Source organism: Lysinibacillus sp. KCTC 33748, assembly GCF_002237755.1.
GTDB lineage: Bacteria > Bacillota > Bacilli > Bacillales_A > Planococcaceae > Lysinibacillus.
The window spans coordinates 1-14,419 of sequence record NZ_MWSJ01000040.1 but is presented as its reverse complement, the minus strand read 5'-3'; the positions used below and the strand labels follow the sequence as shown (position 1 = coordinate 14,419).

Here is a 14,419-nt window from a genome sequence, read left to right as displayed (position 1 = left end):
TAACTGTGCGAAAGCGAAGCGGCAGCAACAAATGTTTTAACTGTGCGAAAGCGAAGCGGCAGCAACAAATGTTTTAACTGTGCGAAAGCGAAGCGGCAGCAACAAATGTTTTAACTGTGCGAAAGCGAAGCGGCAGCAACAAATGTTTTAACTGTGCGAAAGCGAAGCGGCAGCAACAAATGTTTTAACTGTGCGAAAGCGAAGCGGCAGCAACAAAGCACCCTGTCGGAACGGAGATCACCCCTCGCTTTGCCGAAGAGCGATAAAGATGACACGCTAATCACATTATCTATAATAAAAGTTATTAAAAAATGGAAGTTATATTTTTCATTCAAAATATTTGAAGTCGAGACGTTCAATGAATATTCAAGGTAATTTTTCCAATACTTCACAGTGATTTTTAACTTATTTCACAACTTACCTGTAAAGTAATTATTAGTAATAGAAAAACGAAATTGGGGGAAGCAATTGTGAAAAAAATATGGTTACCTGTACTAGCTGCATCACTTTTACTCGCGGCTTGTGGTACAGACGAAGATCAAGGGAAGAAAGAAGAAACGAAGCAAGATATCACAGCAAATGAGGCAGAAGCAAAGGATAAATCTACGCAAGTCGCTTCTTTAGTGGATCCACGTTTGCAAGAGCCAAAAGAAGATACAATGTGTGAAATGTGTAATATGAAAGTATATATGAAGGACGAAGATATGGGTGAATTTTCTACTCAAGCAATAAAAGAGGACGGAACAGTTACCTTTTATGATGACATCGGCTGTTTAGTAAATGCCGAGGTTGCAAATAATGAAAAGAACGAAAAATTTGTACGTGATTTTAATACAAAAGATTGGGTAAAGGTTGATGATGCAACTATCGTCAAAACGGATCTAAAATCTCCGATGAATTGGGGATATGTTTATTTCAAAGATAAAGCTGATGCAGACAAGTATATCGCTGACAATCCAACTGCACATGTAGAGGAATTACAAAAAATTAAAGACGATGCATTAGAGCGTCGTGAAAAGAAGATGAAAGAAAAAGCTGAAAAAGAGGCCAAAGGTGAATCTGACTCCATGCATATGGAAGAAAAGAATCAAGACGGTCATAGTCATTAATCGAATGGACTAGGGGGGATTCCTCTAGTCTTTTCGTGCTGAACTGGGAGGTAAGGATTGGTGAAAAAAATAGGGATGGCCTTATTATTTTTTCTATTCATGAGTCAGACAGTGTACGCAGATTTCGATGTACAGGAGGCGATTAATGTCGCAAAGCCAGGGGAGATCGTTCATATTCCTGCTGGTCGTTACCGAGGTAATTTTATTGTGACGAAACCGATAACACTACAAGGCGAAGAGGGAACTGAACTAATCGGTGAAAGTGACAAACCAGCACTTCGAATTGAAAATACTACTAATGTCAGTGTGGAAAATATAACGTTATCAGGAAAAAGTAAAGCGATCGTTGTTAGTAATGTAGACGGACTTAAGCTACGTAAGTTACAAATGAAAGATGTTCATACAGGTGTTCATATACAACGCTGCAAAAATGTGCGCATACAGGAAATCAATGTGACTGGTATCGAGGATCATTATTCCCAAAAAGGTAATGGGTTGGCAGTTTATAAAAGTGAGGATATTACGATCGAAGGCAATACTATTGAGCAAGTACAGGATGGAATCTATGTAGAGGAGGTAAAGCGTATTGTTGTTCAACGTAATAAGGTGACGAGCAGCCGTTATGGTACGCATCTTATGTATACAAGTGATGCCAAAGCACTTTTTAATACATATGTTCACAATGTGACTGGTCTTATGATTATGATGACAACAGACATCCTCCTTGAAAATAATACAATAGCTAATCATTTTGATTTTAATGGCTACGGTATGCTGCTGTTTGATGTGCAGCAAGCAAAAATTAAACATAACACAATCAAAAATAATCGGACTGGTGTTGCAATGCAGAAAAGTTCAACTATCCAAATTGAAACAAATGATTTTCAGATGAACCAAACTGCCCTTGAAGGTACAAAGGTTAGTAACGACACTTTGGCTAGTAGTAATAACTTTACAGGGAATATTTTAACGGCGCGTTCCGATCAGCAAGGCTTTCAACTTAAAAATAATTATTATGATGATTACTCAGGGATTGATTTAAAAGACAATGGCGTCGGTGATATTCCATATGTGGCTGTGTCAAGCTTTGGTCAATGGATGGTACGCCAGCCTGTTTACCAATATTTTGTAGCATCTCCGAGCGTCCTTTTACTGACATCTCTGGATCAGCAAATTAATAAAACTGAAAAGAACATGCTTGTTGATCATACGCCGAAATTGGCGATGAAGTATGTGCAAGAAAAGAACAAGATGAACGTGGTGCAAATGCTAGTAGGTTTATTCTTGGCATTAAGTAGTTTATGGCTATGGAAAAGAGGGATCACAGAATGAAAAAATGGCTGATGAGTGTATTGCTATGTTGTGGTGTATTGGTGGGCTGTAGTGAAAAAACATATGAGCCTCGTGAAATAGTGAGTGAAACTGATGTATGTAAAATTTGTAATATGAGTATCGTTCATAATGCATATGCTGGCCAGATTGCATTGAAAAATGGCGATTATGAAATGTTTGATGATATTGGTTGTCTTATGGAATATATGAAAGCGAATGGGGAAGATGTAGTTGGAGCAGCATATATTAAAGATGCGGCAAAAAATGAATGGATTGACGTTATTAACGCTGTTTATGTGTACAACAAGGATTATTGGACTCCGATGAATTATGGGGTAGTTGCATTCGATTCGAAGGAAGCAGCACAGGAATGGATGACGACAGAGGGAGAAGGTCAGCTACTAGACTATAAGGATTTACACGATTTTAAATGGGGGATCCATAAGTGATGAATAGTATGCTTATTAAACTAGAATTGAAGCAAATGCTCAGAAGTCGATGGATGCAACTTGTAGGCTTACTTTTCACATTCGTGTTTACAGCTATCATTGTCATTCAGCAAATGGCATTACCAGATGTAGACGGTTTTACACGACAGACAGCCTCCTTTTTAAATGTATTGTTGTTTTTATTGCCGCTGTTTATATTAACGATCGGTAGTATGAGTGTAGCTGGTGATGTGGAATCAGGATGGTTTTCATTATTAAAAACATATCCAATGACACGTAGGCAATATATTGCAGGAAAGTATATTGCTTCTGTGCTTGCTTTTTTATTAGTCGTGGCCGTGGCGTTCGGCGTAATATTAGCGCTTGGTGGATTTCTTGGTGGAGTACGTTTGCCATTTATCTTCATAGTTTTAACTTTGCTATGCATTTTCATTTTTGTGTCATTGGCCATTGCAGTAGGAGCCTTTGCGAAAACAAGATTATTTGCACTGTCGTTGTCACTTGTTTTTTGGTCCATTTTTTTATTGCTAATCTCTTACGCTTTAATGGCTATCGGAACTGTCGTGGCCGGTCATATTCTTCAAAAACTGACGATTATAGCGATACATATTAATCCTGTGGAGTGGCTACGCTTTGGATACTTTATTTTTACAGATCAGGCGAGTGTTCTTGGGCCAGCATTTTATAAAGTAACGCAGTTTTATTCGTCGCCACTAGGTTATGCAGTATACGTAGCTGTGACATTACTTTGGATAGTTTGTCCGTTAGCCTACACTAGCTTACTTTTATCTTCTTTCGGTGAAAGAAGATAAAGCCTCCGGCGGATGTCACAGAATCGGAAAGGAGTGCTTTGTGCAAGCACAAAGCCGATTCTGGACGCAATTATGCCGAGGTATAATTGATAGAAAGGGGATAGAAGATGATGCTATTAGAAACAAAGAAGTTATCAAATATCTATGATAATAATAGAGGTCTTCATGAAGCCTCCTTTTCTTTACAAACGGGGCGTATTTTAGCGCTTGTAGGGGGAAATGGCGCTGGAAAGAGTACTTTAATTCGCCTGCTAACTAGACAGGAAAAGCAAAAATCAGGAGAAATAATATGGCATAAACCACAAGCCATTCGATACATGCCTGATGATGTGGACTTTCCTTCTATGTTAACAGCAGCAGAAATTTTGCAGCTACTTGCCTCATTAAAGAAGATTGGTAAAAAGGAACAGGAGGAAGTACTAAGGCGCGTTGCTTTATGGGATGTTCGAAAGCAAAAAGTGAAGCATTTCTCTAAGGGGATGCGTCAACGGCTTAATCTCGCTCAAAGTTTACTCGGTGAAGGCTCTTTGCTTATTTTAGATGAGCCGACCAATGGGCTCGATCCTTTTTGGATTGCGGAGCTGAAAAAAATGATGCTAGAGGAAAAAGCAAGGGGCTCTACGGTCATATTTTCTACGCATTTACTGTCTTTTGCGGAAGAAGTAGCGGACGATGTGTTGGTTTTACACGAAGGGAACATACTTATTTCTGGTGAATTAGAGGAAATACTTTTACAAGAAAATTCATCTTCGTTAGAGAATTTATGGTTAAAAAAATTAAATCTGTAACATTCTGATAGATAATGACGTTATACTAAAAGATAGGTTTGCTTTGATTGTATTCAGGCAGGCCTTCTTTTTCATGTTAAAGTATTATTACTTTTCTCGCTAGTGCTCGAACTATGGTGTTAAAGCAATAGGTGAACGTCTCATATAATTGTGTTACTAAACATATTTCGTTATTCTTAAATAAGTTATCATACAATTCTAATAATTGTTGGATGAAATAGGAGGTTTTTTTATTTATGAATTCACAAATACAAAGTGTATTAGAAAATATAGAAAAAGTAATGATCGGCAAAAGAGAGGTTGCAGAGCTTAGCATAGTAGCCCTACTAGCAAAGGGTCATATCTTGCTTGAGGACGTACCAGGTGTCGGTAAAACAATGATGGTTCGAGCACTGGCAAAATCCTTTGAGGCACAATTTAAAAGGATTCAATTTACACCGGATTTATTACCGTCAGATGTTGTAGGGGTGTCGATTTATAATCCGAAAACGCTGGAATTCGAATTTCGACCTGGTCCGATCATGGGAGATGTAATTTTAGCGGATGAAATTAACCGTACATCTCCAAAAACGCAATCTGCTTTACTTGAGGGGATGGAGGAAGCATCGGTCACGATTGATGGTAAAACCTTAACAATCAACCAACCATTTTTCGTTATGGCCACTCAAAATCCAATTGAGCATGAAGGAACATATCCTTTACCGGAAGCACAGCTAGATCGTTTCTTACTAAAAATAAAAATGGGCTATCCTTCAAGAGGTCAAGAAGTGGAGATTCTTCGTCGTGCTGAGCATGGTAAACCGATTGAAAAAATTGAAGCAGTACTAACAGTTACGCAATTAATTGAATTGCAGGAGCTTGTACAGGGTGTGCATGTTGAGGATTCAGTCAAAAATTATATGGTCGAATTGGCGACTCAAACGAGGGAAAATAACTATGTACATTTAGGAGTAAGTCCTCGCGCAACGATTGCTTTAATGAAGGCTTCACAAGCTTATGCATTTATAAAAGGGCGTAGTTTTGTTACACCTGATGATGTTCAATATTTAGCACCATTTGTCTTTAGCCATCGTTTAATATTAAAGCCAGATGCTCGCTATGATAACGTAACGGCAGAGGAAATTATTGAGCGAATTATTGCGAAGATACCTGTGCCAACAAAGAGGTTTGCGGAGCAATGAAGAAATGGCAAGCCTTAATAGAGAAAAGTAAACATTTCCTTTTAATTTCTTTGTTAATGATCATAACGTTTTGTTATGCCATGTTCCAAGGTGGGTTTGTCAGCTGGTTTGTATTTTTCACAGTTAGCCCGTTTTTGTTATACGCATTTATTTTCTTACTAGTGAAAGAAGATATTTTACTGGTGGAACGCAAAATTGAGCCCTCCTGCGTAGAGAGTGGACAATCTGCTAAGGTAACAATTACGGTAGAACGAAAAACACGCTTTCCGTTTGCTTATATGATGATGGAGGAACTTGTAAACAGCGAAGTCCTTATTCAATCGAGGGTGCAAGGAACGAATACCATTAAGTTCGTTGGCTTCAGGAAAAAATTTAGCTGGAATTATGTGCTGGGAAATATGTCCCGTGGCGAGCATCGTTACTTAGGTGTTAATATTGTTTTCTGTGATTTTTTTGGCTGGGCAAAAAAGCGAGTTGTGGCAGACAAGGAACAAGTCATTTTAGTATACCCGAGAGTACGCGAAATGAGGTATGCCGCGCTTCAAACAAAATTTGATGTTGGTACAATGATGTCACCTTATTCAATTGTTAAGGATACATCAATGGCTGTTGGTTTACGTGAGTATGTTCCAGGTGACCGTTTTTCGTGGATTCACTGGAAATCATTTGCGAAAACACAAACGTTGCAATCTAAAGAATTTGAAGATCGACAATCACAGGAGTTAATGCTTGTACTCCATGCCGGAAAGTCTCCCTTATTTGAAGAAAAAATTGAGCTTGTAGCATCGATGCTACAAACCATTGTCAAAGAACGTGGAGATATTTCATTTGTTTCAGCTGGTTTTAACACGAAGGTGTTTCCGATTATTCAAGGTAATAAGCAGCTAGATCAAGTAATGCATCATTTAGCTGCTATAAAACCTGCTGAAACTGTCAAATTCCAATTTCGAGATCAGCAAGTGTTTAAGCATGTTGCAACATTACTATATGTTACGAATGAAGTATCAGATGAATTAATACATTCTCTTGCCAATATGGTGAAAAGCTGTATTTGTTTTGTAGTAGCGGAGGAGCCGCCTATGCAAACAAATCTGGCAAAGCGTTATAGGCAAATTCAAGTTGTACATGTAAATCCAACAGATTATTACCATTTGTTCACGGAGGTGATGAAGCCGTGAAAAAATCACTAGGAAATTTTATCGAATTAGCAATAGCATACGTAATTATTTTTCTAATTTTACGTGAATGGCTTATTCCTGTCATGCAGCTAACAAATACAGGATTGTTTCATTTATTTTTAGTGTTCATCGGTTTATCATTGGTACTCAGTTTATTTCAAGTGCACCCAATACTGTCGGGATTAGTGAAATTTGGTTATGTTACTTGGTTTATAGTGTTTGTTTATAGTGAAAGTCCCTTTTTTTCTGGACAGACAATACCGTTTTTAATGCATGAATGGAAATGGAATATGACTGCCATCTTTTCGGGCGATTTTGGAAAAGTATCGGATTCATTTAGAACGGTGCTCTTCGTTGCCCTTATTTGGATGTTAATATACCTGATACACCACTGGATAACCGTGCGGAAAAATATATTCTATTTCTTTGCTTTAACAGTATTCTTTATTGCCACACTAGATACATTTAGTGACTATGATGGAAAGGTGGCAATTGTTAAAGTACTTGTGCTTGGATTAATAATGACAGGTTTCCTTTTTGTTAAGCGCTTATGGCTTCAAACAGATGCACCGAGCAATTTCATAGGAAAGTGGAAACTGGTTATTCCGATGATTGTTTCGGTAATGCTTGTTAGTGGAGTGGCATTCTATTTACCTAAGGCAGGGCCAACTTGGGCTGATCCAGTCCCTTTTATTAAGGGGGTGGCAGGGCAAGATGGCATTGGAACAGGGGAAAAAACAGTTGGTTACAGCGAGGATGATAGTCAATTAGGGGGACCGTTCCAAGGTGATAATACACTAATATTTACGGCATCTACCCGTGATCGTCATTATTGGCGTATCGATACAAAGGATACTTATACTTCGAAGGGCTGGATTCTTTCGGAGGGGAGCTTTGGAAAAAATGTCTATGAGACTAATACTCCTATCCAAACTTCATTACAAGTTGGATCTCCTGAAACTGAGCGACAGGTTCAAATGGACATTGCTGTACCGATGCCTTTTTTAATTCAAACATATGGCATGATATCTGTATCTACACAGGATTCACCGCTCTTTATTCAAGATGAACACACTGAAAAAATAGCAATAGAACAACAGAATGGCGACTCAAAATTATTATCTAACTATACGATCTCATATAGTGAGCCAGTATTTAGCATGGAACAGCTCCAAATGGCAGACCCTTCCACGCTAAAAACAGTAGATCATCCGTCCTTTGACCGTTTTTTACAATTGCCAGACACACTTCCACAACGTGTAGGGAATTTAGCGCAAGAAATCACACAGGATAAAGCTTCGGTCTATGATCAAATAAAAGCGGTTGAAAAATATTTTTCATCTCATGGCTTTAGATACGATAAAAAAGAAGTAGCCATCCCGTCTGAGGGTCAGGACTATGTTGACCAGTTTTTATTCGATACTAAAGTTGGCTACTGTGATAATTTCTCAACATCAATGGTTGTGCTCCTCCGTTCGGCAGGGATACCTGCACGTTGGGTGAAAGGCTTTGCACCTGGTAATCCTGGTCGAATATCAGACGGTTTACAAGAGTATCAAATTACAAATGATAATGCACACTCTTGGGTGGAAGCGTATATACCTGGAACAGGGTGGATGGAGTTTGAACCGACAATTGGATTTTCAGGAAATGTGAATATCGATTATGATATTGAGCAAGATACTCCTCAGCAGGAGCAAGTGTTGGAGCCAGAAAAAAAGCAAGAACAACCAAAGAAGGAAGAGCAAGAGCCGAAGAAAGAATCTTCTAGCTCAACAACGTTTAGCTTTGATTCTGTGTGGACATGGGTGAAAAAGCATATTTACGTATGGATTGCTCTAGTCATTTTGATGATCATCGCTAGTATCACTTTGTTTATGCAACGTAAAACGTGGATACCTAAAATGCAAGTACGCGCTTTTCGTAAAAAAGAAGCGGACTGGACAACTTTTGATGCTTCATACCATGTTTTAACGAAGCAATTATCTCGTATTGGATTACGCAGGAAGGATGGCGAAACATTACGAGCATTTGCTACAAGAGTAGATGAGTCGCTAGAGACGGAAGAAATGCAAAAACTGACTGCTGTATATGAACAACATATTTATGGCAAAGATAAACAAGAGGTTGATTTCGCAAAACTGAAAGAAAGTTGGGAAAATTTAATCAATCGCACTATCAGTTGATTTTGATGGGTACAAAGAGTAAAATGAAAAAAATTATATATGATGAGGATTGCTTTCATATAAGTTCGATAATAGGTTCGAATGTTTCTACGAAATCACCGTAAATGATTTCTCTATGAAGGTGAATGTTTTGGTTAGGTGAGAAGGTTAGTAAATCACTTTTCTTTGCTACGCATTCGCCTTTATAAATTTAGAACTTATGAACGCGTAGGAAGTTTTTACTTCCATACGCGTTTTTCTTTGAACATATGAAAAGTCCTTTAAAAATAGTAGAAGAGGTGGAAATTTTGTCAGCTAGCCCTTTATTAGAGCAAGAAAAAATCGTTGTTCTTGACTTCGGTAGCCAATTTAACCAATTGATTACGCGTCGTATCCGTGAATTTGGTGTTTTTAGTGAGTTACATCCTCATACGATTACAGCAGAAGAAATTAAAAATATGAACGCAGCAGGGATTATCTTTTCAGGTGGTCCAAACTCAGTTTATGACGAAAATGCCTTCCATGTAGACCCAGCTATTTTCGAATTAGGCTTACCAATTTTAGGTATTTGCTATGGTATGCAATTAATGGCACATACGCAAGGTGGTAAAGTTGAAGGTGCTGAAACACGCGAATATGGTAAAGCAGAAATTAAAGTAACAGCTTCAAACAAGTTATTCGGTAGCTTACCAACTGAACAAATCGTTTGGATGAGCCACGGTGACCATGTAACAGAAGTACCAGCTGGTTTTGAAGTAATCGCAACAAGTGCTGCTTGCCCTATCTCAGCAATGGCAAATGTAGAGCGTAAACTATACGCAGTACAATTCCACCCAGAAGTACGTCACTCTGTATATGGTAACGACTTATTACGTCAGTTTGTATTCGACATTTGTGGAGCAAAAGGCGATTGGTCTATGGCAAACTTCATTGAACTTGAAATCGCAAAAATCCGCGAAACAGTAGGTGACAAAAAAGTATTATGTGCACTTTCTGGCGGTGTAGACTCATCAGTTGTTGCGGTTCTAATTCATAAAGCGATTGGCGACCAATTAACTTGTATGTTCGTAGACCACAACTTGAACCGTAAAGGTGAAGTTGAACAAGTTATGAAAACATTCACAGAAGACTTTGACATGAATCTTATTAAAATTGATGCACGTCAACGTTTCATGGATAAACTTGCAGGCGTTTCTGATCCAGAGAAAAAACGTAAAATTATCGGTAACGAGTTTATTTACGTATTTGATGAAGAAGCGGCTAAACTTGAAGGTATGGACTTCTTAGCACAAGGTACTCTTTACACAGATATCATTGAATCTGGAACATCAACTGCACAAACGATTAAATCACACCATAACGTTGGTGGTCTTCCAGAAGACATGCAATTCAAATTAATTGAGCCACTTAACACATTATTTAAAGACGAAGTGCGTGCATTAGGATTAGAGCTTGGCCTTGACGAAAAAATCGTTTGGCGTCAACCATTCCCAGGCCCTGGTCTAGGAATCCGTGTACTTGGTGAAGTAACAGAAGAAAAACTAGAAATCGTACGCGAATCTGATTTCATCTTACGTGAAGAGATCGCAAAAGCTGGTCTTGATCGCGATATCTGGCAATACTTCACGGTATTACCTGACATCCGCTCAGTTGGCGTAATGGGCGATGCACGTACGTATGACTACTCAATCGGTATCCGTGCGGTAACATCTATCGACGGTATGACTTCTGACTGGGCACGCATTCCTTGGGATGTACTAGAGAAAATCTCTGTCCGCCTAGTAAACGAAGTAAAACACGTTAACCGCGTACTGTATGATATTACATCTAAGCCACCAGCAACTATCGAGTGGGAATAATTAAATAGCAACTATAAAAAGCTTGAAGATACTCATTTAATTGGGTTTTCTTCGAGCTTTTTATTTTTCGATTCGATAGCAAAAATTTAAATAAAGGGAATATTTGTTGCTTTGTTGAATATAAAAATTAGAACTATGGCGGATCAATATCCGCAAATTAACAAGTTGGGTTTTCTTAAGAATGTATTTGGAAAGTTCAATATCGAGTTAATCCAAAGTATATTCCAGAATGGGCCCTTCGATGAAACAGATTCGTATTAAGAAATAGTTATACGATGAATCGTTCGGTATAGTAAACTAATAAATATAAATAGGACTCTATGTCGTTGTTTAGTTTTAGGGGGGGATAAGATGGGAAAAAATATAGCGATGATACATACACTTGCTATTGGTATGCCAAAAGAATGGCATTATAGTAACGAGCGCTCGATGATTACAGGGATTGAAAAACGAAAAGTGCAAGAGGTTTATTTGTCCGCTCGTGGATTTGAGGGGGACGATGTAGCAGATAAAAAACATCATGGTGGTCCTGACCGTGCTGTTTGCTTATATCCTGCGGAGCATTACATACAATGGGAACAGGAACTGAGTAAACCGTTGCCGACAGCAGCGTTCGGTGAAAACTTAACAGTAACGAATATGTTAGAAGCTGATGTTTGTATTGGCGATATTTATAAAATAGGTGATGCTGTCATCCAAATTACACAAGGACGTGTACCATGTAGCACGATTGATAAATATACTGAGGCGAACATATTACTCAAACGTTTAATTGAAACAGGTTATACGGGCTTTCTTGCACGTGTACTGGAAGAAGGGACAATCTATGCAGATTCAAAAATTGAATTAGTGGAAAAGCATCCTGCGTGTGTTTCAGTTTTGCATTGCAACGAAGTGTATTTTAAAAACAAGGATGCACTTGCCATGAAACGCATACAAGCAGTTGATGCATTAGCAGAGGATTGGAAACAAAAATTAGAAAAAAGAATTCAGCTCTTGCAAAGTAAAGTGATGAATTAAATATATGTTGATCAAGGGAGAATCTCCTACAGTCATTGTATAAAAATCCTCTAGAATTCGAATGAATTCTAGGGGGTTTTTTATTTTATAACTATCAATAAAGCATTATGTCCTAAACAATTTCTTAAAATGTGACATCTACTGAAAGAAGTCAAATAAGTATTTTACACGAACTTTCTCGTGGTATTTATAAAAAATGTTCGGAAATGGGGTTGAAATCTAAAAAATGAAATGATATATTACGATTGTAAATTAAATAAGTCGTCGTATAATGTCGGGGATAAGGCCCGTGAGTTTCTACCAAGTTACCGTAAATAACTTGACTACGATTTTAGTTATATATATTAATGTATAGACACTAAATTAATTTCTCACAATAACGGTGATGAAATGTATCGTAGACATGCGACTAGTAGAGTAGTCAGTGTGTCTTTTTTGTTTTCGATATTGAAGACGACCATACGGAGGATTTCTTTAAAATGAAAAAGTATTTCATGTTCGATGAATTAGGAACTAATTATCGCCGCGAAATAATAGGTGGTATTACTACATTCCTTGCTATGGCTTACATTTTAGCTGTTAACCCTGGCATCTTAGAAAATGCAGGGATGGATAAAGGTGCTGTATTCGTAGCTACAGCATTAGCAGCTGCAGTCGGTTCTCTGATTATGGGTATATTCGCTAAATTCCCAATTTCCCTTGCTCCTGGTATGGGCTTAAACGCATTCTTTGCCTTCACTGTAGTTGGAGCTTACGGTATTCCTTGGCAGACTGGTTTAACAGGTGTTTTCTTCTCAGGGATTATCTTTATCATTCTTTCACTAACGGGTATTCGTGAAACAGTAATTAATGCAATTCCGGTCCAACTTAAATATGCAGTTTCAGCAGGAATTGGATTGTTTATAACATTTGTAGGTTTACAAGGAGCGGGTATCCTCGTAGATAGCCCAGCTACATTGGTTACATTAGGAACATTCACTGGTTCAACTTTACTAGCTGTATTTGGGATTGTCCTTTCAATTATTCTTATTATTAAACTACGCAGTATTGGTATTTTCTTAGGGATGGTTATAACAGCAATTGTTGGTATGATTACGGGTGTGATTGATCCACCTGCAGCAGTTGTTTCAGCTATTCCGAGCGTGGATTCTACATTTATGGTAGCTTTAGATCCAATTTTCCATGACTTCGGTTCATTATTAAACGTTAAATTTTTAGTTGTTGTCTTAACATTCTTGTTTGTGGATTTCTTTGATACAGCAGGTACTTTAATGGCAGTTGCAACACAAGCAGGATTAGTAAAAGATAATAAATTACCACGTGCAAGCCGTGCGTTGATGGCGGATGCCCTTGCAACCACAATTGGTTCTTTATTTGGTACATCAACAACTACTGCGTATGTAGAGTCAACTTCTGGTGTAGCAGCAGGTGCTCGTTCAGGCTTCTCTGCTGTTGTAACGGCAATCCTTTTCTTGATAGCATTATTCTTCTCACCGTTACTTGCTGTGGTAACTCCAGCGGTAACAGCGCCAGCTCTAGTTATTGTAGGTGTTTTGATGGTATCCTCATTACGTTTAATTGATTGGGATAAATTCGAAATTGCAGTACCTGCATTCTTTACAGTAATAATGATGCCTCTTGGTTACTCAATTGCTACTGGTATTGCTATAGGTTTTGTATTCTATCCAGTAACAATGCTTTTAGCGGGTCGTAAAAAAGAAATCCATCCTATGATGTACGGGTTGTTCTTTGTCTTCCTGGCATACTTTATCTGGGTACGCTAATTATAAATACACAATAGAATTATAAAAAGCACCTACAATTGTTAGAAACGAAACTAACAATTGTAGGTGCTTTCTTATTGGAGAATTAAAAACTATAAAAATATATAATGGTAAAAAGATTTCATCATGCACTAGAAAAGGAAAGCTACTAATATGAGAGATCAGCGGTTATAGCGTCAATGTGAAGCATATCACTTTCATGTGTAGTTGAAGTTGATTCACATATTATAGAAGAAACTCCTTTTTTATTTAATTAGAATAGTTTTACTTTAATAATCCGCTTGCAAACTTACAAGTAAGGTGATATATTTATAAACGTTGTTACGAAAGAAACAAACAACAACAAAACATTAACATTAATAGTTGACATGAAGTTAACGACATGTTAAAGTATAGAAAGTCACTTAAATGAGACAAACAAATGAACCTTGAAAACTGAACAAGCAAAACGTAATCAATAAAGTTTTCAGTAGCTAACCTTGAGTTAGTGAACGAAACAAAATTTTGGACATCAAACATGATGCCAGCAAAACAATTTGAGCTAATCAAATTTCTTTTATGGAGAGTTTGATCCTGGCTCAGGACGAACGCTGGCGGCGTGCCTAATACATGCAAGTCGAGCGAACAGAGAAGGAGCTTGCTCCTTTGACGTTAGCGGCGGACGGGTGAGTAACACGTGGGCAACCTACCTTATAGTTTGGGATAACTCCGGGAAACCGGGGCTAATACCGAATAATCTATT

The 14,419-nt window shown here is 37.9% G+C and carries 11 protein-coding genes, 1 rRNA gene and 2 riboswitches; all 12 genes read left to right on the top strand.

Features of this window, described 5'->3' with window-relative positions; translation table 11 throughout:
• Positions 1-470 precede the first annotated feature (470 nt).
• Positions 471-1,109: a nitrous oxide reductase accessory protein NosL gene (locus B1B04_RS24770; RefSeq protein WP_079564292.1), complete on the top strand. Its 639-nt coding sequence runs from the start codon at positions 471-473 to the stop codon at positions 1,107-1,109.
• Positions 1,110-1,169: 60 nt separating this feature from the next.
• Positions 1,170-2,441 carry a right-handed parallel beta-helix repeat-containing protein gene (locus tag B1B04_RS24765; RefSeq protein ID WP_240518394.1) on the top strand — a complete coding sequence of 424 codons (1,272 nt, stop codon included), beginning with the start codon at positions 1,170-1,172 and terminating at the stop codon, positions 2,439-2,441.
• The gene (locus B1B04_RS24760) at positions 2,438-2,890 is read left to right on the top strand and encodes a nitrous oxide reductase accessory protein NosL (protein ID WP_079564290.1); all 453 of its coding nucleotides are present in this window, start codon (positions 2,438-2,440) and stop codon (positions 2,888-2,890) included. Before B1B04_RS24765 ends, B1B04_RS24760 begins: the two co-directional genes overlap by 4 nt.
• On the top strand, positions 2,890-3,702 hold the full coding sequence (locus B1B04_RS24755; RefSeq protein ID WP_240518393.1) for an ABC transporter permease: 813 nt from the start codon (positions 2,890-2,892) through the stop codon (positions 3,700-3,702). The genes B1B04_RS24760 and B1B04_RS24755 overlap by 1 nt, the downstream gene beginning before the upstream one ends.
• Positions 3,703-3,809: 107 nt before the next feature.
• Positions 3,810-4,490, top strand: a complete 681-nt coding sequence (locus tag B1B04_RS24750; RefSeq protein WP_079564287.1) for an ABC transporter ATP-binding protein — start codon at positions 3,810-3,812, stop codon at positions 4,488-4,490.
• 236 nt (positions 4,491-4,726) lie between these two features.
• On the top strand, positions 4,727-5,671 hold the full coding sequence (locus tag B1B04_RS24745; protein WP_079564284.1) for an AAA family ATPase: 945 nt from the start codon (positions 4,727-4,729) through the stop codon (positions 5,669-5,671).
• Positions 5,668-6,849 carry a DUF58 domain-containing protein gene (locus B1B04_RS24740; protein ID WP_079564281.1) on the top strand — a complete coding sequence of 394 codons (1,182 nt, stop codon included), beginning with the start codon at positions 5,668-5,670 and terminating at the stop codon, positions 6,847-6,849. Before B1B04_RS24745 ends, B1B04_RS24740 begins: the two co-directional genes overlap by 4 nt.
• Positions 6,846-9,035 carry a transglutaminase TgpA family protein gene (locus B1B04_RS24735; RefSeq protein WP_079564278.1) on the top strand — a complete coding sequence of 730 codons (2,190 nt, stop codon included), beginning with the start codon at positions 6,846-6,848 and terminating at the stop codon, positions 9,033-9,035. The genes B1B04_RS24740 and B1B04_RS24735 overlap by 4 nt, the downstream gene beginning before the upstream one ends.
• Positions 9,036-9,070: 35 nt before the next feature.
• Positions 9,071-9,171: riboswitch (purine riboswitch) on the top strand.
• 151 nt (positions 9,172-9,322) lie between these two features.
• Positions 9,323-10,873, top strand: coding sequence for a glutamine-hydrolyzing GMP synthase (gene guaA / locus B1B04_RS24730; protein WP_079564295.1), 1,551 nt, complete (start codon positions 9,323-9,325; stop codon positions 10,871-10,873).
• A gap of 351 nt (positions 10,874-11,224) precedes the next feature.
• A complete protein-coding gene (locus B1B04_RS24725; protein WP_079564276.1) occupies positions 11,225-11,893 on the top strand; it encodes an MOSC domain-containing protein in 669 nt (222 codons plus the stop codon).
• Between the two features lie 244 nt (positions 11,894-12,137).
• Positions 12,138-12,239: riboswitch (purine riboswitch) on the top strand.
• Positions 12,240-12,372: 133 nt separating this feature from the next.
• A complete protein-coding gene (locus B1B04_RS24720) occupies positions 12,373-13,677 on the top strand; it encodes an NCS2 family permease (protein ID WP_079564274.1) in 1,305 nt (434 codons plus the stop codon).
• Positions 13,678-14,232: 555 nt separating this feature from the next.
• A 16S ribosomal RNA gene (locus B1B04_RS24715) occupies positions 14,233-14,419 on the top strand; the annotation flags it as partial.